The sequence below is a fragment of the Paraburkholderia ginsengisoli NBRC 100965 genome (genome assembly GCF_000739735.1).
Classification (GTDB): Bacteria; Pseudomonadota; Gammaproteobacteria; order Burkholderiales; family Burkholderiaceae; genus Paraburkholderia; species Paraburkholderia ginsengisoli.
Genome location: NZ_BBJF01000004.1, coordinates 695,994 through 718,530, shown reverse-complemented (window position 1 = coordinate 718,530; position 22,537 = coordinate 695,994). Strand labels below are relative to the sequence as shown.

The 22,537-nt window shown below is 63.7% G+C and carries 14 protein-coding genes and 2 tRNA genes; 10 read left to right on the top strand and 6 right to left on the bottom strand.

All coding sequences use genetic code 11. The features are described 5' to 3' along the window. Positions 1 to 2 precede the first annotated feature (2 nt). Positions 3 to 1,148 carry a glycerate kinase gene (locus tag BGI01S_RS07230; protein WP_042323680.1) on the bottom strand — a complete coding sequence of 382 codons (1,146 nt, stop codon included), beginning with the start codon at positions 1,146 to 1,148 and terminating at the stop codon, positions 3 to 5. Between the two features lie 578 nt (positions 1,149 to 1,726). Between BGI01S_RS07230 and tig the strand changes: the two genes are divergently transcribed. The 8 genes from tig to BGI01S_RS07185 all read left to right on the top strand — a co-directional run bounded on the left by tig (position 1,727) and on the right by BGI01S_RS07185 (position 10,939). Further along, positions 1,727 to 3,073, top strand: a complete 1,347-nt coding sequence (tig, locus tag BGI01S_RS07220; RefSeq protein ID WP_042323675.1) for a trigger factor — start codon at positions 1,727 to 1,729, stop codon at positions 3,071 to 3,073. A gap of 193 nt (positions 3,074 to 3,266) precedes the next feature. Next, positions 3,267 to 3,920 (top strand): ATP-dependent Clp endopeptidase proteolytic subunit ClpP, encoded by a 654-nt coding sequence (clpP, locus tag BGI01S_RS07215; RefSeq protein ID WP_007182010.1) that lies wholly within the window; start codon positions 3,267 to 3,269, stop codon positions 3,918 to 3,920. Between the two features lie 187 nt (positions 3,921 to 4,107). After that, entirely contained in the window at positions 4,108 to 5,379 is a 1,272-nt protein-coding gene (gene clpX / locus BGI01S_RS07210) for an ATP-dependent Clp protease ATP-binding subunit ClpX (RefSeq protein WP_006048928.1), read from the top strand. 205 nt (positions 5,380 to 5,584) lie between these two features. Then, the gene (gene lon, locus BGI01S_RS07205; protein WP_042323673.1) at positions 5,585 to 8,005 is read left to right on the top strand and encodes an endopeptidase La; all 2,421 of its coding nucleotides are present in this window, start codon (positions 5,585 to 5,587) and stop codon (positions 8,003 to 8,005) included. Between the two features lie 337 nt (positions 8,006 to 8,342). Continuing rightward, complete coding sequence (locus BGI01S_RS07200) at positions 8,343 to 8,615, top strand: HU family DNA-binding protein (RefSeq protein WP_007585907.1); 273 nt, start codon at positions 8,343 to 8,345, stop codon at positions 8,613 to 8,615. Between the two features lie 98 nt (positions 8,616 to 8,713). Further along, a tRNA-Val gene (locus tag BGI01S_RS07195) sits at positions 8,714 to 8,789 on the top strand. A gap of 46 nt (positions 8,790 to 8,835) precedes the next feature. Continuing rightward, positions 8,836 to 8,912 (top strand) — tRNA-Asp (locus BGI01S_RS07190). 86 nt (positions 8,913 to 8,998) lie between these two features. Next, positions 8,999 to 10,939 (top strand): SurA N-terminal domain-containing protein, encoded by a 1,941-nt coding sequence (locus BGI01S_RS07185; protein ID WP_042323671.1) that lies wholly within the window; start codon positions 8,999 to 9,001, stop codon positions 10,937 to 10,939. Between the two features lie 134 nt (positions 10,940 to 11,073). On the opposite strand, the gene BGI01S_RS07180 is transcribed toward BGI01S_RS07185, so the two are convergent. Then, the gene (locus BGI01S_RS07180) at positions 11,074 to 11,412 is read right to left on the bottom strand and encodes a hypothetical protein (RefSeq protein WP_042323669.1); all 339 of its coding nucleotides are present in this window, start codon (positions 11,410 to 11,412) and stop codon (positions 11,074 to 11,076) included. A 116-nt stretch (positions 11,413 to 11,528) separates the two neighbouring features. Beyond that, positions 11,529 to 12,233 carry an arylesterase gene (locus BGI01S_RS07175; protein WP_042323666.1) on the bottom strand — a complete coding sequence of 235 codons (705 nt, stop codon included), beginning with the start codon at positions 12,231 to 12,233 and terminating at the stop codon, positions 11,529 to 11,531. Between BGI01S_RS07175 and BGI01S_RS07170 the strand changes: the two genes are divergently transcribed. Then, complete coding sequence (locus BGI01S_RS07170; protein ID WP_042323665.1) at positions 12,232 to 12,918, top strand: ABC transporter ATP-binding protein; 687 nt, start codon at positions 12,232 to 12,234, stop codon at positions 12,916 to 12,918. The genes BGI01S_RS07175 and BGI01S_RS07170 overlap by 2 nt on opposite strands. 254 nt (positions 12,919 to 13,172) lie before the next feature. On the opposite strand, the gene pgi is transcribed toward BGI01S_RS07170, so the two are convergent. The 3 genes from pgi to BGI01S_RS07155 form a co-directional block, all read right to left on the bottom strand. After that, positions 13,173 to 14,795: a glucose-6-phosphate isomerase gene (gene pgi, locus BGI01S_RS07165; RefSeq protein WP_042323663.1), complete on the bottom strand. Its 1,623-nt coding sequence runs from the start codon at positions 14,793 to 14,795 to the stop codon at positions 13,173 to 13,175. Positions 14,796 to 15,070: 275 nt separating this feature from the next. After that, positions 15,071 to 16,666, bottom strand: a complete 1,596-nt coding sequence (locus BGI01S_RS07160; protein WP_042323662.1) for a bifunctional ADP-dependent NAD(P)H-hydrate dehydratase/NAD(P)H-hydrate epimerase — start codon at positions 16,664 to 16,666, stop codon at positions 15,071 to 15,073. A 155-nt stretch (positions 16,667 to 16,821) separates the two neighbouring features. Beyond that, positions 16,822 to 18,120, bottom strand: a complete 1,299-nt coding sequence (locus tag BGI01S_RS07155; protein WP_042323660.1) for an FAD-dependent oxidoreductase — start codon at positions 18,118 to 18,120, stop codon at positions 16,822 to 16,824. A gap of 304 nt (positions 18,121 to 18,424) precedes the next feature. On the opposite strand from BGI01S_RS07155, the gene purL reads away from it, so the two are divergent. Then, the gene (purL, locus tag BGI01S_RS07150) at positions 18,425 to 22,519 is read left to right on the top strand and encodes a phosphoribosylformylglycinamidine synthase (protein WP_042323657.1); all 4,095 of its coding nucleotides are present in this window, start codon (positions 18,425 to 18,427) and stop codon (positions 22,517 to 22,519) included. The last annotated feature ends 18 nt before the right edge of the window (positions 22,520 to 22,537 follow it).

The following is a 22,537-nucleotide window of genomic DNA, read 5'->3' as shown; positions in this document are numbered from 1 at the left end:
GGTCAACGCGGGCCGTATTTGAGGCGCGTCAGTTGTTCGGCCGTGTCCGCGAGCAGGCGCGCCGCATCGCGAATCGCGACGTCGAGCGTGATCGGTCCGGGCGCCGGCGAGAAGCAGCCGCTGAAGTATTCGGCAAGACGCGGCAACGCGGCGGAGTCGACCGCGCCGGAGAGCAGCGTGGCGGGCACGCCGGCCGCGCGCGCATGGCCGCAGGCGATGAAGGGCGCCTTGCCGTGCAGGGTCTGCACGTCCGAGCGGCCTTCGCCGGTGATCAGCCAGTTCGCGCCTTCGAGCGCCGCATCGAGGCCGATCTGCCGCGCGACGGTTTCCGCGCCCGGCTCGAACTGCGCGCCGAGCATATGCAGCGCGAAGCCGAGGCCGCCGGCCGCACCCGCGCCGGGCTGATCGCGCGCCGTACGCCCGAGCGCGGCCTCGAGCAGGTCGGCGAAGCGGGCGAGGGCGGCGTCGATCGACGCCACCTGATCGGGCGTGACGCCTTTTTGCGGACCGAACACCGCGGTTGCGCCGTGATCGCCGGTCAGTGGATTGTCGACGTCCGACATGCCAATGAACTGCGTATCCGCGAGCCGCGCATCAAGTTGCGAGACGTCGACGCGCGCAACGCGCGCGAGTTGCGCGGGCGTGCCTTCGAGCGGATTGCCTTGCGCGTCGAACAGCTGGACGCCGAGGCCGGTCAGCAAGCCGGCGCCGCCGTCGTTCGTGCTGCTGCCGCCCAGCGCGACGAAAAAGCGCCGCACCCCGGCGTCCAGCAGCGCGCGGATCGCCTCGCCCATGCCGCGGGTGCTGCGCGCGTCGACCGGCACGCCCATCCCGACCGGATCGGTGATGCCGACAATCTCCGCCGTCTCGATGATCGCGCTGCCGTCCGCGAGCAGGCCCGTGAGCGCTTCGCGCAGCGGACCGGCCGCACCGCGCACGCTGAGCTTGCGGCGCTCGCCGCCGCTCGTCAGCATGGCGTCGAGCGTGCCTTCGCCGCCGTCAGCCATCGGGCAGATGCGCACGCTGGCGTCGGGGCGGGCGCGCTGGATGCCGGATGCGATCGCCTGCGCGACCTGCTCGGCGCTAAGCGAGCCTTTGAAGGAATCGGGGGCGATGACGACGACAGGCGAGGACGGCGAATTCGGCATGGTGTCTCTGAATGGTTGGAATCGTTGCGAGGGCGGGGGAATGGGTAGAAGCGGAAACGATGCGGACGCAACCCCGAGCGCGTTCGTTAGCTTATCAGCCTCGGCGCGCCGACTGAATATGTCGAAAGGCATAGCGGGGATCGTCCGCGGTGACGCGCAGCGCATGCGCTGCCGGCCTGTGCAGCCTCGCTCGCGGCCTGACGCGCAACGACGCGGTGCTGGCGCCGCAAGCAGCGCATGCGGGCGACTTGCAATCCGAGCGTGCTGAAGCGCGTCGGCAACCCGGCGGCGGCTGGGCGAAAGCGCGCGCGGCCCGCACGGAAACCACGCCGAAACGGCCCGGAAAGCGGCCGGAATATCGATAAAAATGCGCGCAATCATCGAATCCCGGCTAGGCGCGCGAATAGTTTGCTAAAATATTCGGCTCTTTGGACCCAACCGTGCTGCCGGCGGCCTGCAAGCCCGCGGCGCAGGCGCGCAATCGATGCTAAACGACGCAAACGCGACATCGGCGACATCGACAAGCGGCACGGAGAAGATAACTGATTCGCTCGAATAATTTTAGGACGATTGAAGCCATGGCTAACGTTGTTGAAAACCTCGGCAAGCTCGAACGCCGCGTAACGATTTCCCTGCCGAAGGATGCCGTGCAGAAGGAAGTGGACTCGCGTATCCGTCAACTCGCGAAGAACGTGCGCATGCCGGGTTTCCGCCCGGGCAAGGTGCCGCTCAAGATGGTGACGCAACAGTATTCGGGCCAGGTGGAAGCCGAAGTGCTGAGCGACAAGGTCGGCAAGGAATTTTTCGACATCAGCCGCGCCGAAAACCTGCGCGTTGCCGGCCAGCCGAGCTTCGCGCCGAAGACCGACGCGGTCGAAGGCGACTACGCGTTCGACGCAACCTTCGAGGTGTATCCGGAAGTGAAGCTGGGCGACGTCGCCACGGCTGAGATCGAGCGCACCACGACGACCATCAGCGAAGCGGAAATCGACCGCACGCTGGAAATCCTGCGCAAGCAGCGCGTGCACTTCCACGCTCGCGGCGAATCCGGCGAGCACGGTGACGGCGGTGCGGACACGGCTGCGAAAGACGGCGATCGCGTGACGGTCGACTTCGTCGGCAAGATCGACGGTGAAGTGTTCCAGGGCGGCAGCGCCGACGACTTCGCGTTCGTGCTGGGCGAAGGCCGCATGCTGCCGGAATTCGAAAAGGCGGCGCAGGGCCTGAAGGTCGGCGAAGCGAAGGAATTCGACCTGGCATTCCCCGAGGACTACCACGGCAAGGACGTCGCGGGCAAGACGGCGCAATTCACGATCACGATGAAGAAGATCGAGTGGCCGCATCTGCCGGAAATCGACGCTGACTTCGCCAAGTCGCTCGGCATCGAAGACGGCGATCTGACCAAGATGCGCGGCGAGATCAAGGACAACCTCGAACGCGAAGCGAAGCGTCGCACGCAAGCCATCGTCAAGAACCAGGTGATGGACGCGCTGCTGAAGATCTCGGAACTCGACGTACCGAACGCGCTGATCGAACAGGATCAGGAACGCCTCGTCGCGATGGCGCGTCAGGATCTGGAGCAACGCGGCGTGCCGAACGCCAAAGATGCGCCGATCCCGCCGGCAATGTTCAAGGAGCAGGCAGAGCGCCGCGTCAAGCTGGGCCTCGTGCTGGCTGAGCTGGTCAAGGCCAACGAACTGCAGGCGAAGCCGGAGCAGATTCGCGCCGAAGTCGACGAATTCGCGAAAAGCTACGAAGACCCGAAGGAAGTCGTCCGCTGGTATTATTCGAACCAGCAACGTCTTGCTGAAATGGAAGCGTATGTCGTCGAAGCCAACGTCGTCGATTTCGTCCTCAGCAAGGCCAAGGTGACGGACAAGGAAGTGAGCTTCGAAGAACTGGCAAGCGCAACGGCGCAAGCGTAAGCGTCGCTGCAACGGCGTGCCGGCTGTCGGAGTGACGGCCCGCACGCCGTTTTTTTGTGCTGTGAATGTGCATTGCGTTTTTATATGTTGTCGCGCAAGGCGTTCGCACTGATCGCGCACTTGAATACGGGCTCGTCGCACACACCTGTCTAGCATCTGATATTTAGAATATTTCCAGACAAGGATCCATTGCATGACCTTTCGCGCTCAAATGCTGGACACGTTGACCTCCCAGTCGTCGCGGGATCTCGAAGCGCAGGCGCTCGGACTGGTGCCGATCGTCGTGGAAACGAGCGGCCGGGGCGAGCGCTCGTATGACATCTACTCGCGTCTGCTGAAGGAACGCATCGTGTTCTTGGTCGGTGAAGTGAACGACCAGACGGCGAATCTCGTCGTTGCGCAGATGCTGTTTCTCGAGAGCGAGAATCCGGACAAGGACATCAGTTTCTACATCAACAGTCCGGGCGGCTCGGTGTCCGCCGGCATGGCGATCTACGATACGATGCAGTTCATCAAGCCGGACGTTTCCACGCTGTGCATGGGTCTCGCGGCCAGCATGGGCGCCTTCCTGCTCGCGGCAGGCGCGAAGGGCAAGCGTTTTGCGCTGCCGAATTCGCGGGTGATGATTCACCAGCCGCTGGGCGGCGCGCGCGGTCAGGCGTCGGACATCGAAATCCAGGCGCGCGAAATTCTGTATTTGAAGGAACGGCTGAATCATCTGCTCGCGCACCACACGGGCCAGCCGGTCGAGCGTATCGCGCGCGACACCGATCGCGACAACTTTATGTCGGGCGACGACGCGCAAGCTTACGGCCTGGTCGACCAGGTCGCGCACAAGCGGCCTTGATCTGGTGCGGTTTCGCCTCTAATTGGGGCGAAACCGTCGTCGGATCGATTGTGAAATAATCAAGACCCCGTCCGAGCGCCTGCGGCAAGCGCCGTCACCTTGGCTCAAGCCCCCTGCCGCGCGTCCAACGGTGAGGCGGGGGCAAACGGCGTATCATGTAATTGAGTGTCCGGAGGCTCACACATCTATGGCGGACAAGAAAGGTTCTAACAGCGAAAAGCTGTTGTATTGCTCGTTTTGCGGCAAGAGCCAGCATGAAGTCAAGAAGCTGATTGCCGGCCCATCCGTATTCATCTGCGATGAATGTATCGACCTGTGCAACGAAATCATCCGCGACGAAGCTGCCGGCGCGGGCATCGAGGCGGGCTTGTCCAAGTCCGATCTGCCGAGTCCGCAGGAAATCCGTGAAATCCTCGACCAGTACGTGATTGGTCAGGAACGCGCGAAGAAGATTCTCGCGGTCGCGGTGTACAACCACTACAAGCGCCTCAAGCATCTCGACAAGAAAGATGAGATCGAGCTGTCCAAGAGCAACATCCTGCTGATCGGCCCGACCGGTTCCGGCAAGACGCTGCTCGCGCAGACACTCGCACGTCTTCTGAACGTCCCGTTCGTGATTGCCGATGCAACCACGCTGACGGAAGCCGGCTATGTCGGCGAGGACGTCGAGAACATCATCCAGAAGCTGCTGCAGAACTGCAATTACGAAGTCGACAAGGCCCAGCGCGGCATTGTTTATATCGACGAAATCGACAAGATCAGCCGCAAGTCCGACAACCCGTCGATCACCCGTGATGTGTCGGGCGAAGGCGTGCAGCAGGCTCTGCTGAAGCTGGTCGAAGGCACGATGGCGTCGGTGCCGCCGCAGGGTGGCCGTAAGCATCCGAATCAGGACTTCATCCAGGTCGACACCACCAACATTCTGTTCATTTGCGGTGGCGCGTTCGACGGGCTCGAGAAGGTCATCGTCGATCGTACGGAGAAGACCGGCATTGGTTTCGGCGCAAGCGTGAAAAGCAAGCAGGACCGCGACGCTGGCGAAGTGCTGCGTGAAGTCGAGCCGGAAGATCTCATCAAGTTCGGCCTCATTCCGGAACTGATCGGACGTTTGCCGGTGGTTGCCACGCTCGGCAAGCTCGACGAGGCGGCGCTGATGAAGATCCTCGTCGAACCGAAGAACGCATTGGTGAAGCAGTACCACAAGCTGTTCAACATGGAGCGCGTCGAGTTGGAGATTCGCCCAGCCGCGTTGCAGGCTGTGGCGCGCAAAGCCATTCGTCGCAAAACGGGCGCGCGTGGTCTACGCTCGATCCTGGAACAGGCGTTGCTTGATGTGATGTACGACCTGCCGCAAATGAAAGGCGTCAGCAAGGTCATCATCGACGACAACGTTATCGACGGCGACGGCAAACCGCTACTGATCTATGAAGACGCGCCCAAGGTCGCGGGTTCGAACTGATCGGCTTTCGAGTTATGCAAAAAGAAGCCGTTCATGGCAACGTGAACGGCTTTTTTCGTTTATCGTGTGGTCAATGAAGCTTGTTTTCACAATGGAGTCACTGAAACTTCGGAGTCACTGAACTTTTCCCACACGCGGAGGCCTTGCAATAGTTTCTGCTGGCCTCACCTATCGAACGAACTGATTCCACTCATGGGGAAATGAAATGTCAGGAACCCAACTCCTCCCGCCGGAACGCATTACGCTCCCGCTGCTCCCGCTGCGTGACGTAGTCGTCTTCCCGCACATGGTGATTCCGCTCTTCGTAGGCCGCCCGAAGTCGATCAAGGCTCTCGAAGCAGCGATGGAAGGCGGCAAGCACATCATGCTCGTCGCCCAGAAAACGGCTGCGAAAGATGAGCCGACCGAAAAGGACATGTACGAAGTAGGGTGTGTTGCCAACATCCTGCAAATGCTGAAGCTGCCCGACGGTACTGTGAAGGTGCTCGTCGAAGGTTTGCAACGCGCGAAAACGCTTTCCATCGAAGAACAGGAAACGCAGTTCTCGTGCGAAGTCATGCCGCTCGAACCCGACCACGCCGACAGCGCTGAAACTGAAGCGCTGCGCCGCGCGATCGTGTCGCAGTTCGACCAGTATGTGAAGCTGAACAAGAAGATCCCGCCGGAGATCCTGACGTCGTTGTCGGGTATCGACGAAGCCGGGCGTCTGGCCGACACGATCGCGGCGCATCTGCCGCTCAAGCTCGACCAGAAGCAGCACATCCTCGAAATGTTCCCGGTGATCGAGCGACTCGAGCATCTGCTCGCGCAACTCGAAGCCGAGATTGACATCCTGCAGGTTGAAAAGCGCATCCGTGGGCGTGTGAAGCGCCAGATGGAAAAGAGCCAGCGCGAGTACTACCTGAACGAACAGGTCAAGGCGATCCAGAAGGAACTCGGCGAGGGCGAAGAAGGTGCGGACCTCGAAGAACTCGAGAAGCGCATCACGGCTGCCCGCATGCCGAAGGAAGCGAAGAAGAAGGCCGACGCCGAGCTGAAGAAGCTCAAGCTGATGTCGCCGATGTCGGCGGAAGCGACGGTCGTGCGCAACTATATCGACACGCTGATCGGCTTGCCGTGGCGCAAGAAGAGCAAGGTCAACAACGACCTCTCGAATGCGGAACGCGTGCTCGACGAAGACCACTTCGGTCTCGAGAAAGTGAAGGAACGCATTCTCGAGTATCTTGCGGTCCAGCAACGGGTCGACAAGGTCAAGGCGCCGATCCTGTGCCTCGTTGGGCCTCCGGGTGTTGGTAAGACGTCGCTGGGTCAGTCGATCGCTCGCGCAACGAACCGCAAGTTCGTGCGCATGGCGCTCGGCGGCGTGCGCGACGAAGCCGAGATTCGCGGCCACCGTCGTACGTACATCGGTTCGATGCCGGGCAAGATTCTGCAAAGCCTGACCAAGGTCGGCGTGCGCAATCCGCTCTTCCTGCTCGACGAAGTCGACAAGATGGGGCAGGATTTCCGCGGCGACCCGTCGTCGGCATTGCTTGAAGTGCTCGATCCGGAACAGAACCACACGTTCGCCGATCACTACGTCGAAGTGGACTTCGATCTGTCGGATGTAATGTTCGTGGCGACGTCGAACTCGCTGAACATTCCGCCGCCGTTGCTCGACCGGATGGAAGTGATCCGTCTGTCGGGTTACACGGAAGACGAGAAGGTCAGCATCGCGCAACGTTATCTTTTGCCCAAGCAGAAGAAGAACAACGGCCTCAAGGATGGCGAGGTCGATGTGACGGAAACCGCGATCCGCGACATCATTCGTTACTACACGCGTGAAGCGGGCGTGCGTTCGCTCGAGCGTGAAATTTCGAAGATCTGCCGCAAGGTCGTGAAGATGCTTCTGCTGAAGAAGGCGGAAGGGGCGGTGAAGGTCGACGGCAGCAACCTCGACACGTTCCTCGGCGTGCGCAAGTACGACTTCGGTCTGGCTGCGAAGGAAAATCAGGTGGGCCAGGTCACCGGTCTCGCGTGGACGGAAGTGGGCGGCGATCTGCTGACCATCGAAGCCGCGGTGATGCCGGGCAAGGGCAATGTGATCCGCACGGGTTCGCTCGGCGACGTGATGAAGGAATCCGTCGAGGCAGCGCGCTCGGTCGTGCGTTCGCGTTCGCGGCGTCTGGGCATCAAGGACGAAGCGTTCGAGAAGCAGGACATTCACATTCACGTGCCGGAAGGCGCGACGCCGAAGGACGGTCCTTCGGCCGGTATCGCGATGACCACCGCGTTGGTGTCGGTATTGACCGGTATTCCAGTGCGTGCCGATGTCGCGATGACGGGCGAAATCACGTTGCGTGGTGAAGTGTTGCCGATCGGCGGCCTGAAGGAAAAGCTGTTGGCGGCGCATCGTGGCGGCATCAAGCTGGTGCTGATCCCGGAAGAAAACGTCAAGGACTTGACGGAGATTCCGGACAACGTGAAGAACGCGATCGAAATCGTGCCGGTCCGCTGGATCGACAAGGTGCTCGAACTGGCGCTCGAACGTGTGCCGCAAGCGTTGCCGGAAGAAGAGCCGAAGCCCGCTGCGCCCGTCGCAGCCGAGCCGGGCAAAGACGCCGCAACGGAAGTCGTGAAGCACTAAAACATTCAGCGACGAAGCTGGTTGCTGAACAAAAACCCGCGGTTACGGCCGCGGGTTTTTTATTGTCCGTGCGCATTTCATGCACTGTCCGAGAAACGTTTTCCCACCTTTTGAGCGCGGCGCGAGATGCTTCTATAGCGCGCCGCAAACGCGTTGAGCGCAGACAATATTTGCTAATAAAAAGCCCCTCTAAAACGCGTCGAATCAGGCTCAACCCCGCTTGACACTGGGGTTTCGGCCAATTCTAATGAGGCGGCTCGGCGTTGCCCGCCGGCCGCGTGATGCCAGGTGCTATAGAGCGCCGTCACGATTGTCATAAACATTCTCGGGGGTTGGAATGAACAAGACGGAATTGATCGATCACATTGCACAGCAAGCCGATATTTCGAAAGCAGCGGCAGGCCGTGCACTCGATGCTGTGATCGGTGGCGTCAAAGGTACGTTGAAGAAGGGCGGTTCGGTGACGCTGGTAGGTTTCGGCACGTTCGCGGTCGGCAAGCGGACCGCGCGCACGGGGCGCAATCCGCGCACGGGCGCCGCGATCAAAATCAAGGCGGCAAAGGTTCCTAAATTTAGGCCTGGCAAAGCTCTGAAGGATGCGCTAAACTAACGGGCTTGCTGTTTGAGGAATGGTTGATTCGCTAAGAGATGCACGGCGAACTCCAGCGAATCAGGCGGCAACAACAGAAGCACGCTGAATCGCGAAACGGGTGCTTAGCTCAGTTGGTAGAGCGGCGCCCTTACAAGGCGTAGGTCGGGAGTTCGAGCCTCTCAGCACCCACCAGTTTCAGATTCGGCTCAAGTGTTTCAGTGCAGTAAGCGCAGTATAAGGAGTGGTAGTTCAGTCGGTTAGAATACCGGCCTGTCACGCCGGGGGTCGCGGGTTCGAGTCCCGTCCACTCCGCCAGTATCCACGAAAGGCGAACTCCGGTTCGCCTTTTTTATTGCCCGCTGTTGTAAGATCGGGCGTTCTGTTTTTGGCACTCCTCACGCATGCTCGATTTTTTCCGCAATCACAAACGCCTGATGATGTTCATGCTCATCCTCGTCATTGTGCCGGGGTTGGGTTTTGTGGGTATTCAAGGCTTCCGCGGCTTCTTTGACGAAAGTGCAAACGTCGCGAGCGTCAACGGTCACAAGATCACCCGCGCAGAATACGACGACGCGACGCGTCAGCAACTCGACCGCGCCCGTCAGATGCTTGGCGCGCAGTTCGACATGAAGTCGTTCGATACGCCGGAGCGCCGTCGTCAGATGCTCGACGGTCTGATCGAGCAGCGTGTGCTGGCCGATGAAACGCAACGCCTCCATCTGACCGCATCCGACGACGCCGTGCGTCGCGTGCTGCTCAACGATCCGGTGATCTCGTCGCTGAAGAATGCCGACGGTTCGATCGACGTCGATCGTTACAAGCAGCTGCTCGCAATGCAGGGCATGACGCCCGATCAATACGACGAGCGCGTGCGCTACGGCCTCGCGATGCAGCAGTTGCCGGCGAGCATTCAAGCCAGCGCATTCACGTCGAAGACGCTCGCGCAGCATCTGACCGAGCTTGCCGAACAGCAGCGTGAAGTGCAGGGCATCGCATTCCATCCGCGCGATTACGCGGCGAAGGTGCAGCCGACCGACGCGCAACTGCAGGCCTATTACGACGCGCATCGCAACGACTTCGCGACGCCGGCCACCGCTACGATTCAATACCTGGTGATGTCGCCAGCAACGTTGAGCGCGTCCGTTCAGCCGAGCGACGCCGATCTGAAGAAGTACTACGACGACAACATCGCGCACTTCCGCACCGACGGTGAAGTGCGTGCGAGCCACATCCTGATTTCGGCGTCGAAAGACGCGAGCGCGGCCGACAAGGCCAAAGCGAAACAGAAGGCCGAAGAGTTGCTCGCGCAGATCAAGGCGCATCCGGACCAGTTCGCGCAGATCGCGCAGGCGAACTCGCAGGATCCGGGTTCGGCATCGAAGGGCGGCGATCTGGGTTACTTCGGCCGCGGCATGATCGCTGGCGGCCAGGCATTCGACGACGCGGTGTTCGCGCTGAAGAAGGACGAAGTCAGCGGCATCGTGCAGACCGACTTCGGCTTCCACATCGTCAAGGTGACGGACGTGAAGCCGGCAGTGACGAAGCCGTTCGACGAAGTGAAAGATCAGATCGCGAAGGAGCTGAAGACGCAGCAGGCAAGCAAGGCATTCAGCGACGCTTCGGAAGGCTTCACGTCGATCGTCTACGAAAAGGCGAAGAGCCTGCAACCGGCTGCCGACAAATACAAGCTGCCGCTGCAGACCGCGACAGTGACGCCGCAAGCGGACCCGAAGCTGCCGCCTGACAGCCCGTTGAACAATGCGAAGTTCCTCGCAGCGGTGTTCGCGAACGATGCAGCGGTTCAGCGCAACAACACGCAGGCGATCGATGTCGGCGGCAACACGCTGATCGCGGCGCGCGTCACCGACTACAAGCCTGCGGCCGTGCCGGCGTTCGACGCCGTCAAGGACGCCGTGCGTCAGAAGGTGATCGCGGCTCAGTCGAACGAAGCCGCGCACAAGGACGGCGTGGCCAAACTGGCGGAGCTCGAAAAGTCGAAGTCCACGAGCGGCTTCTCGTCGCCGCTGAAGGTGTCGCGCAACGACGCGCAAGGCGTGCCGCCGGCCGCATTGAGTGCAATCTACAAGGCGGATGCGCAAAAGTTGCCGGCATACGTCGGTGTGGACCTGGGCGACGACGGCTATGCGATCTATCGCGTGAATGCGGTGGTGGCGGGCGCACCGGTCGATCCGCAGCGTCTCGCAGCAGCGCAGCAGCAGGTTGCGCAGGTCGACGCGCAGTCCGAAGCGGAGGCATACGTCGAAGCGTTGCGTGCCCGTTCGAAGGTGAAGTTCTACGGATCGCTCGACAGGAGTAACGCGCAGTCCGACGGCGGCGAATAAGCCGCCCGCAGAAAGCCTCACGTAGAACTGAAAGATCCGCGCGCGAAACACCGCGCAAAAACAGAAAAGCCCCGCAAATGCGGGGCTTTTCATTGGACGACCGCAAGGGTCGTCACACGATGCGGTGTAGCGCGTTAGAGGCAGCCGCTGATTGCACCCGTGGCCTGGCCGCCCGCAGCATTACCGCGGAAGCCGACCCACGTACCCGGGCCGTTGTACGCCGGACGCACGACGGCGGCGGCGCCATTCGGCGGCTGCTGACCCGGAACATAGACATCCATTGCCTGATCGTTCGCCAACGTGTTCTGCGAGACGACCTGTTGTTGCGAGGCGTCGGCCCATTTCTGCGCGATACAGGTAGCCACGGCCTTCGGCGGCTGCTGGCTTTGACCGACGGATTGAACGCCAGCAGGCGGTTGAGCGGCGCAGGCAGAGATTGCCACGGTCAAAGCGATTAACGGTAAGTATTTCACGTTATCTCCTCAGAGGCGCTCAGATTCGAGCTGGTTACACGGGATACGAAAGTGTCTGAGCGACCTTTACCGATCCGCGTTCCCAAAGTTCTAGAAACAAGTTGTTAGCACGCTTTTCAGCGCGGCGAACTTGTGCGAAGAAGTGGCTTAACGGCAGGCCACACGTTGTTGAGTAGCACTGACTGTGCCTGCTGCGTCGGATGAATCTGATCCGCCTGGAACATCTCGGGTTTGTCCGCGATACCGGCGAGAAGGAACGGCACTAGCGGCACGCGCAATTGCTTCGACAGATCGCCGTACAGGCCATGGAACTTTTGGGTGTAGTCCGGGCCGTAATTGGGCGGGACATACATACCCACCAGCACGACCTTCGCATGCCCCTGTTGGGCCTGCTCGATGATCGTGCGCAGGTTGTCTTCAGTGGTGGCGAGCGGCACGCCGCGCAGTGCGTCGTTCGCGCCGAGTTCGACGATCACGATGCTAGGTTTCAGTCGCTGCATCAGCGCCGGCAAACGAGCCCGTCCGCCGCTCGTGGTGTCGCCGCTGATGCTTGCATTGGCGACGCTATAATCGATTCGCTCGTCGGTGAGACGCTGGCGCATCAATGCAACCCAGCCGGTGTCGCGGGGCAGGCCGTACTCGGCGGAGATGCTGTCGCCGAGCACGACGATCACCGGCTTGGCCGGGTCGGGCGCGTTGGCGGCGTGAACCGGCAAGGGCATCGAAAACAGGGCGGCGGCCATCACGGCCGAGCCGAATGCCGTAGTCAGCGCCGTGGCGCGCGGGCCTGTGGCGAGCACTTTTAACCTACGCTTCACCATGCTAAACAAAACTGATCCAGTCATTGAAGTGCGGGGTTTGTGCAAGAAGGTTAAGGATGCAACGGGCGAACTGACGATTCTCGACGACATCGATCTTGCTATCGCTGCCGGCAGCAGTGTGGCGATCGTCGGCGCATCCGGATCGGGCAAGTCTACGCTGCTCGGCCTGCTCGCAGGATTGGACAGCGCGAGTTCGGGCTCGGTTCGGCTGCTTGGCCGCGAGCTGACCGAACTGAACGAAGACGAACGGGCCGCGTTGCGCAGCGGCGCGGTCGGCTTCGTGTTCCAGTCGTTTCAACTGATGCCGCATTTGACGGCGCTCGAAAACGTCACGTTGCCGCTCGAACTGCAAGGCGGCATCGGCACCCGCGAGGCCGCGACGCGTGCGCGTGATCTGCTGGAGCAGGTCGGTCTCGGGCAGCGCACCGGTCATTATCCGAAGCTGCTGTCCGGCGGCGAGCAGCAGCGCGTCGCATTGGCGCGCGCGTTCGTTACGCATCCGGCCATTCTGTTCGCCGACGAGCCGACCGGCAGTCTCGATGCCGCCACCGGTCATGCGGTAATCGATCTGATGTTCGAGATGAATCGCGCGAACGGCGCAACGCTGATTCTCGTCACGCATGACATCGAACTCGCGCGCCGGTGCGATACGACGGTGACGATCGAAGCGGGGCGGCTCGCGTGAATCGCGGCGCTCACAGCTAGCGAGTCGTGAGCGTGGGAGGCAGCAAAAGCAAAGCGGGCCGCAAAGGCCCGCTTTTTCATTGCGGCTCGTGGCAAGCAGTCGCGCGTTCCAGTAACGCGAGCAACACAGAGCACTACCCAGCACTACCCAGCATCACCCACCACTACGCAGCAACACGCTTCGCCTCCAACGAGCAACTCATGGCGCGCGCATCGAGCGAGTCGAAAACTCACCCAGCCACGCACCACGTCACCTCACCGCTTTAACGCCGCCCGCGCCCGCGCGATCAACGCCGACGTCGACGAGTCATGCTTCTTCTCATCGACGCTCGCCGAGGTCAGATCGGCCTCGACCACCTTGCCGAGAATCTTGCCCAGCTCGACGCCCCATTGATCGAACGGATTGATGTTCCACACCGAAGCCTGCACCAGCACCTTGTGCTCGTACAGTGCGATCAATGCGCCGAGCGAACGCGCGGTGAGCGCGTCGACGATCAGCGTGGCGGTCGGACGGTTGCCCGGAAAAACCAGGTGCGGCGCAAGTTCCGGCTTGTCCGGGCCGGCCACTTTCTGCGCTTCTTCGAGCGTGCGCCCAAGCATCAGCGCCTCGCTTTGCGCGAAGCAATTGGCAAGCAGCTTCGGATGATGACTGACGAGCGGATGCTCCGGCGTCAGCACCGCGATGAAGTCGATCGGCACGATCGTCGGGCCTTGGTGCAGCATCTGGAAGAACGCATGCTGGCCGTTCGTGCCCGGCTCGCCCCACGTCACGGCGGAGGTCGGATAGTCGACCATCGCGCCATCGAGGCGCGCGGACTTGCCGTTGCTTTCCATCTCCAGTTGTTGCAGGTACGACGGCAGGAAATGCAGGGCTTCGGAATACGGCGCGACCAGATAACTTTGCGAGCCGAAGAAGTTGCGATACCAGATGCCGATCATGCCGAGCAGCACCGGCAGATTTTTTTCGAGCGGTGCGTCGCGGAAATGTTGATCCATTTCATTGGCGCCAGCGAGCAGTTCGCCGAACTGCTGCGGGCCGACCGCGATCATGATCGACAGACCCACCGCCGACCACAGCGAATAGCGTCCGCCGACCCAGTCCCACATCTCGAACACGTTTTCTTTCGCGATGCCGAACTTGACCACCTCGGCCGGGTTCGCCGACACGCCGACGAAGTGCTTCGCAAGCGCGCTTTCCGGGCAGCCTTTGCCGACGAACCAATCGCGCAGCGAGCGCGCGTTGGTCATGGTCTCGAGCGTCGTGAAGGTCTTGGACACGATGATCGCGAGCGTCTCTTCGGGATCGATCTGCTGCATCACGTTGTACAGATCGGCGCCGTCGACGTTCGACACGAAGTGCGTCGTGATCTCCGGCGTAGCCAGGTGATGCAACGCGTGCACGACCATCTTCGGCCCGAGGTCCGAGCCGCCGATGCCGATGTTCACGACGTAGCGAATCCGCTTGCCGGTGTAGCCGGTCCATGCACCGCTGCGCACCTGGTCGGCGAACGCGGCCATCTTCGCGCGCTCGGCCTGGACCTCGGCGAAGAACGGCGCTTTCGGGTCGGTGGCGCGCAACGCGGTGTGCAACGCGGCGCGGCCTTCGGTCGGGTTGACCACGTCGCCCGCGAACATCGCGTCGCGGCGCTTCTCGACGCCGGCTTCACGCGCGAGTTGCACGAGCAGTTGCAGAGTTTCGTCGGTGATACGGTGCTTCGAGAAATCGGCCGCGAGACCGCCGCCTGCGAACGCGAAGCGCTCGGCGCGGGTCGGGGCGGGATCGTTCTCGGGGGCGAACCAGTCGCGCATGTGCGCATCGCGAATCTTCTCGTAATGCGTTTGCAGCGAGGACCAGGAGGGGAGCGAGTTCTGGGTCATAGCGTCCGTCTAACCAAGGGGGCACGAAGAAAGGCGCGCGCATGAAGCGCTGCCGAGGATGATGCAACGATGCTGTTAGAGCGATGCCGCGCGGCCCGGTTCGCGCACGGGTGCCGGTGAAGCTTCGACGCGCCGCTGCGCGAGGCAAGCGTCCATTGAAGTTTCACCGCCACCCGCGATCGACCCGGCACGCAGCGCCGTGAGTCAGTATAGCGGCGTTGCGTGACAGGCTGCATGCGTTTGGCAATCCCGCGCAAAAGTTGGGACAAAGCGCTTCACGCGTCCGCCGCCGGATAGAACAGACGGTTGAGCAGCGTGCGCACCATCGGCGCGAGTTCCCCCGCTGTCAGTCCAGCCGGGCCGTGGCCTTGCGCGCTGAGCGTATCGGCGGCGAGGCCGTGCAGGTAGACGCCCGCTAGCGCCGCTTCGTAGCGCGGCAGATGTTGCGCAAGCAGCGCGCCGATGATGCCGCCGAGCACGTCGCCGGTGCCGCCCGTCGCGAGCGCCGCGTTGCCGGTCGAATTGATCGCGACGCGACCATCCGGCGCGGCAACGATCGTGCCGGTGCCTTTCAGCACCACCACGCTCGCGAAGCGCGCGGCGAGCGCGCGGGCCGCGCCGAGCCGGTCGCGCTGCACGCCAGGCGCGTCGCTGCCGAGCAGGCGGGCGGCTTCGAGCGGATGAGGCGTGAGGATGCACGGGTCGCCTTGTGCGCCGCGAGCGGCGAGTTCGGTGGCGAGCGCGGGATTTTTCGCGATCAGGTTGAGCGCGTCCGCGTCGAACAGCTTCGGCACGTCGAGTTGCAGCACGTCGCGCAGCACCTGCGTGGCGCGTTCCCGATGACCCATCCCACAGCCGACCGCGAGCGCGTCCATCGTGTCGAGCGGCAGGTCGTCGAGCGCATGCAGCATCAGTTCGGGATGCGGCGGATCGTACGGCGGGGCGCCGTCGCCGAGCAGCGCGACGTGCACCTTGCCCGCGCCGCTATAGAGCGCGGCGCGCGCCGCGAGGATCGGTGCGCCGCACATGCCGGTGTCGCCGCCGACCACCGCGAGGCTGCCGAAGGTGCCCTTGTTGGTCGCGAAGTCGCGCGGCGGCAGGAACGCGCCGAACAGCTCGGGCGCGTTCAGTTGCACGGCCGTGCGCTGGCCGCTGTCGACACCGATCGGCGCGACCGTCACGGCGCCCGCGTGGTCGCGCCCTTGCGCGGTGAAGAGGCCAGGCTTCGCGGCGATGAAGGTGATCGTGTGGGTCGCGTGAACGGCGCTGCCGCCGCCATGGTCATTGCCGACGACCGTGCCGGTGTCGCTGTCCAGACCGCTCGGGACGTCGAGCGCGAGCACGCCGCCTTGTCGCGGGCGGGCCTGCGCGCGTTGCGACAATTGCCGGGCGACGCGCGCGAATACGCCGTCGAGCGGCCGCGTCAGGCCAATGCCGAACATGCCGTCGACGAGCCAGCGAAAATCGTCGAGCGAGTCGGGCGGCGCCGTGGTGATCGTCACGCCCGCGGCGCGAGCCCTGTCGAGCGCCCAGCGGGCGTCGTCCGGCTTCACTTCGACCGGCATGCACAGCTCCACGCTGATGCCCGCGTCGTGCAGCTCCGTCGCGAGGGCCAGCGCGTCGCCGCCGTTGTTGCCGGGCCCGGCGATCAGCCACACCCGCTGCTTTGTTTTCGCGACCGCCGTGTCGCGCGTGATCTGCTCGTGCAGGAAGCTCGCGGCCGCCTGGCCGGCGCGCGCCATCAGCGTGTTCGGCGGCAGCGCGGCGGCGGCTTGCGCTTCCGCCGCCCGCAGATCGGTCAGCGTCAGCAAGGGCAGCGCGCGCTGATGCGGGTTGATGAGAGTCGGCGGCGTGTGTTCGGCGTCGGTCATGGGAAGGCCCGGCGGTCGGGGAGCCGCCAGGCGAAAAAAGGGGGAACCGCTATGGTAGTGCCGATACGAGCGGCGCGCGCGGCTGTTCCTGCAATAAGCGGACGCTCGCGGACGGGTCCGTAGCGGGACCGCCTCGGCCTGTCATCGACGAAGATTTACTGAAAGCGGTCTGCGCGCAGCGCGGCCAGGGTGTCGTCGGGGAGATTCGGCGACTGGCCCGACAGCAGGTCGGCGACCAGCTTGCCCGCTCCGTATGCGAGGCCCCAGCCCGCCGGGCCGTGCCCGACGTTGACGAACAGCCGCGGATGCAGCGCGTTGCCGATCACCGGCAAGCCGTCGGGCGACAGCAGCTTGACGCCTTCCCACGGCATCGCCGCGGAGATTCGCGCAGCGCCCGGAATCCAGTCGTGGGTTGCCTGGCCGAGCAGCGCGAACGCTTCCTTGGTCACGGCTTCGCCCAGTGGCTTGTCGATCTGGCCGGCGCCCTGCAGCACAGCGCCCCCGGCGATCCGCAGCCGATGGTTCATCCGGCTGATGCCGATGCGCTTGACCGCGTCGACGATCGCCACGTGCGGCGCGCATTCCTCATGCGCGATCGGCGCGACCAGCGTGTGCATGCGCAGCGGATGCAGCGGCAATCGCAGCCCGAGCCGTTCGAGCAGCGCGAGGCTGCCGTGGCCGGCGGCGACCACCACCGCGTCGGCATGGATCACGTCGACTTCGCGCGAGCGTGCCGCGCTGCCCGGGCGCGGCGCCAGTTCGACGGCCGCGCGCTGGCCTTCCAGCCGGATCGCCGAGACTTCGCTGCCGAGCATGAACTGCACGCCGCCTTGCGTATCGAGCGTCTGCTTGATGAGTTTGGTGAAAAGCGGGCTGTTGCCGGTGCGTTCCTGATCGAACAGAACGCCGCCGGCGAATTCCGGCTCGGTGCGCACGGAATGCTCGAACGCCGCGCATTCGTCCGGCGTCAGCACTTGATGCGGGACTTCGTATTGGCGCAGCAGATCGAGCGCGGGCTGGGTTTGCTCCCATTCCTGCTCGCTGCGCACCAGATGAAGCAGTCCGCTCACTTGCTCGAATTCGAGCCCGAAGCGCGCCTCGACGTCGGCCAGCGCGTCGCGCGACGCTTCGATCAGCGGTCGCAAGCGGCCGAACTGGCGGGCAAACGCGTCAGGCTCCTGCAATGCGCCGAGCTGCTTGACGAACTGGCGCGCCGCGCCGTTGAAGCCGATCCTGTTGACGACGCCGTTTTTTGCATTCTGACGGCTCGCCATGAAGGTCGGGCCGAACCAGACGTCGAGCGGGGTCGGCAGCACGGTGCCGCCGTGCCCGTAGGTCGCGCCTTGCGCGACGGTCGCGTGGCGCTCGACGACACACACCCGGTGGCCGGCCGCGCGCAGGTGATAAGCGGTGGCGACGCCCGCTATCCCGCCGCCAATGACGATGACATCCATGTTTTGATTCGAGTTGCCGACGGGACGCCGAAGCGGCGCATTCCCGTTGAGCGTGGCATGCGGCGCGGCCCGGCATGGCTCGGGCGGCTCGCGCCGATCTGGTGAAAGGGCGAATGATAGCAGCCAAACCGCCGCCGCGGCCACGCGGGGCGCATCGCGCGGCGGTGTCCGCGCGCCCGCCGAAAGCGCACCGCCAGGGCGGCTGGAAGCCTGTTCCCGGGGTATAATCCCGGACTTCCTTTCCGCCTCACGTCGCCTGCATGCGCGACCACTCGGCATCATTGAGCGACGCAACGTCAAGTCCATGGCCCACTTCTCGTGTTTCCCCGGCGCTTCGGCCCTTTCCGATTTCCGTCAAACCCGTCTGCTCGAAACGCTCACGCGCATCGACCCGAATATCACCGGCGTGCGCGGGCAATACCTGCATTTCGTCAATGCCCAGACCCCGCTGTCCGCTGAAGACAGCGCGAAGGTCGAGGCGCTGATGCACTACGGCGATCCGCTCGAAGACAGCAAGGAGCGCGGCGCCGTCGAAACCTTCCTCGTGGTGCCGCGTTTCGGCACGGTGTCGCCGTGGGCCAGCAAGGCAACCGACATCGCCCACCTGTGCGGTCTCACGCAGGTGCGCCGCATCGAGCGCGGCGTCGAGTACACGGTCGCGCTGAAAAGCGGGCTGCTGGGCGGCAAGAAAGCGCTCTCCGACGAAGCCCGCGCGGCCGTCGCCGCGGCGCTGCACGACCGCATGACCGAAAGCGTGTCGCCGTCGCGCGACTACGCGCTGCATCTGTTCGACGAACTGCCGGCCAAGCCGCTGCAAACCGTCGACGTGCTCGGCCACGGCCGTGGCGCGCTCGAAGCCGCGAACACGGAACTGGGCCTCGCGCTCGCCGACGACGAAATCGACTACCTGGTGGACGCGTTCACGAAGCTCGGCCGCAACCCGACCGACGTCGAGCTGATGATGTTCGCGCAGGCCAACAGCGAACATTGCCGCCACAAGATTTTCAACGCGGACTGGACGATCGACGGCGAGAAGCAGGACATCTCGCTGTTCAACATGATCCGCAACACCGAGAAGCTGAACCCGCAAGGTACGATCGTCGCGTATTCGGACAACTCGGCGATCATGGCGGGCGGCATGGCCGAGCGCTGGTTCCCGCGCACGCCGGAGCAACTCGGCGCCGATGAGTTGCCGGAGCACTACCGCCGCAACGTCGAGCTCACGCACACGCTGATGAAGGTGGAGACGCACAACCACCCGACCGCGATCTCGCCGTTCCCGGGCGCCGCGACCGGCGCGGGCGGCGAAATCCGCGACGAAGGCGCGACCGGCCGTGGCGCGCGTCCGAAAGCGGGTCTGGCGGGCTTCACGGTGTCGAACCTCGAACTGCCGGACGGCGTCGAGGCATGGGAAAACGCCCGCGACGCCGCGCAGCCGCTCGCACACCGCAATCCGGCCGACCCGTTCGAAGCGTATGGCCGCCCGGACCGTATCGCATCGCCGTTGCAGATCATGATCGACGGCCCGCTCGGCGGTGCCGCGTTCAACAACGAATTCGGCCGTCCGAACCTGGGCGGTTATTTCCGCGCTTACGAGCAGAACGTCGCGGGTCTGGTGCGCGGTTATCACAAGCCGATCATGATCGCCGGCGGCATCGGCAACATCTCGGACCAGCACACGCACAAGCACGATCTGCCGGAAGGATCGCTGCTGATCCAGATCGGCGGCCCGGGTATGCGCATCGGCATGGGCGGTGGCGCCGCCAGCTCGATGGCAACGGGCACCAACACCGCCGAACTCGACTTTGACTCGGTGCAGCGCGGCAATCCGGAAATCGAACGTCGCGCGCAGGAAGTGATCAACGCGTGCTGGCAGCTCGGCGACAAGAACCCGATCCTGAGCATTCACGACGTCGGCGCGGGCGGTTTGTCGAACGCGTTCCCGGAAGTGGTGGACGGTGCGGGCAAGGGTGCGCTGTTCGATCTGCGCAAGATCCAGCTGGAAGAGAGCGGTCTGTCGCCGCGCGAAATCTGGTCGAACGAAGCACAAGAACGCTATGTGCTGGCCATTGCGCCGGCCGATCTCCCAGCCTTCGAAGCAATGTGCAAGCGCGAGCGCTGTCCGTTCGCGGTGATCGGCACGGCCACCGCCGAGCGTCAGCTGAAGCTGATCGACTCCGAACTGAACGACGCCGCCGCGCATCAGCCGGTCGACATGCCGATGGAAGTGCTGCTCGGCAAGGCGCCGCGCATGCATCGCGATGTCAAGCGCGTCGAGCGGAAGCTCGAACCGGTGGACGTCACCGGTCTCGCGTTGCCGGAGCTTGCCCAGAGCGTGCTGCGTCACCCGACGGTCGCGAGCAAGTCGTTCCTGATTACGATCGGCGACCGCTCGGTGGGCGGCACAACCGCGCGCGACCAGATGGTCGGCCCGTGGCAGGTGCCGGTGGCCGACGTCGCGATCACGACGATGGACTACGCGGGCTTCACCGGCGAAGCGATGACGATGGCCGAGCGCACGCCGCTCGCCGTCATCGACGCGCCGGCGTCGGGCCGCATGGCGGTCGGCGAGGCGGTCACGAACATCGCGGCGGCGCCGATCGCGTCGCTCGACAAGCTGAAGCTGTCGGCGAACTGGATGGCCGCATGTGGCGCGCCGGGCGAAGACGCGGCGCTTTACGACACGGTCAAGGCGATCGGCATGGAACTGTGCCCGGCGCTCGGCATCAGCATTCCGGTCGGCAAGGATTCGCTGTCGATGCGCACCAAGTGGGAAGACCGTGGCGTCGCGAAGGAAGTGGTCGCGCCGGTCTCGCTGATCATCTCGGCGTTCGCGCCGGTCGAAGACGTGCGCAAGCATCTCACGCCGCAACTGCGCCGCATGAGCGGCACGGACGGCGTGGGCGACACCGTGCTGATCGCGATCGACCTCGGCCGCGGCAAGCAACGTTTGGGCGGCAGTATCCTCGCGCAGGTGACGCAGCAGGTCGGCGACACGGTGCCGGACGTCGACGATCCGGAAGACCTGAAGCGCTTCTTCAACGCAATCCAGGCGCTGAACAACGATGGCAAGCTGCTCGCTTACCACGACCGTTCGGACGGCGGCCTGTGGGCGACGGTCTGCGAAATGGCGTTTGCGGGTCACGTGGGCGTGTCGCTGAATGTCGACATGCTGGTGCTCGACCCGCACCACGAATCCGATTATGGCGACGCGAAAGACTGGGCGAAGCAGACCAGCGGCCGTCGTGACGACCGCACGATTCGCGCGCTTTTCAACGAAGAACTCGGCGGCGTGATCCAGGTGCGCACGGCGGACCGCGACGCGGTGCTGGTCGCGTTGCGCGAGCACGGTCTGTCGGCATGCTCGCATGTGATCGGCAAGATCAACGAGCGCGACACGATCGAAATCTATCGCGACGCGAAGAAGATTTACGACGCACCGCGCACCGAATTGCATCGCACGTGGAGCGAAGTGAGCTGGCGTATCGCGCGTCTGCGCGACAACCCGGCTTGTGCCGACGCCGAATACGACGCGCTGCTCGACGCCGCCGATCCGGGCCTCACGCCAGTGCTGAGCTTCGACCCGGCCGAGGATAAGGCCGCTCCCTTTATCGGCAGGGGCGCGCGTCCGCGTGTCGCGATCCTGCGCGAGCAGGGCGTCAACTCGCACCTCGAAACGGCTTACGCATTCGACCGCTCTGGTTTCGACGCGCACGACGTGCACATGAGCGATCTGCTCGCGGGCCGCGCGAATCTCGCGGACTTCGCGGGCGCGGTGGCGTGCGGCGGCTTCTCGTACGGCGATACGCTGGGCGCGGGCGAAGGCTGGGCGAAGGCGATCCGCTTCAACGCGCAACTGGCCGACATGTTCGCCGCGTTCTTCGGCCGCGAAGACACGTTCGCGCTCGGCATCTGCAATGGCTGCCAGATGATGAGCAGCCTCGCGTCGATGATCCCCGGCGCGCAAGCGTGGCCGAAGTTTACGCGCAACAAGTCGGAGAAATTCGAAGCGCGCTTCTCGCTGGTCGAAGTGCAAGCCTCGCCGTCGATCTTCTTCGCCGGCATGGAAGGCTCGCGCATTCCGGTCGCGGTTGCGCACGGCGAAGGCTACGCGGACTTCTCGCAGCAGGGCGATGCGTCGAAGGTCGCGGTGGCGATGCGTTACGTCGATCACCGTGGTCAGGCAACCGAGCAGTATCCGTTCAACCCGAACGGCTCGCCGGACGGCATCACATCGGTCACGACGGCCGACGGCCGCTTCACCGTGCTGATGCCGCACACCGAGCGTGTGCATCGCGCGGTGCAGATGAGCTGGCATCCGGAAGGCTGGGGCGAGAACGGCACGGACGCGAGCCCGTGGCTGCGTGTGTTCCAGAACGCGCGTCGCTGGCTGGGTTGATCGTGACAGACAAGGCCG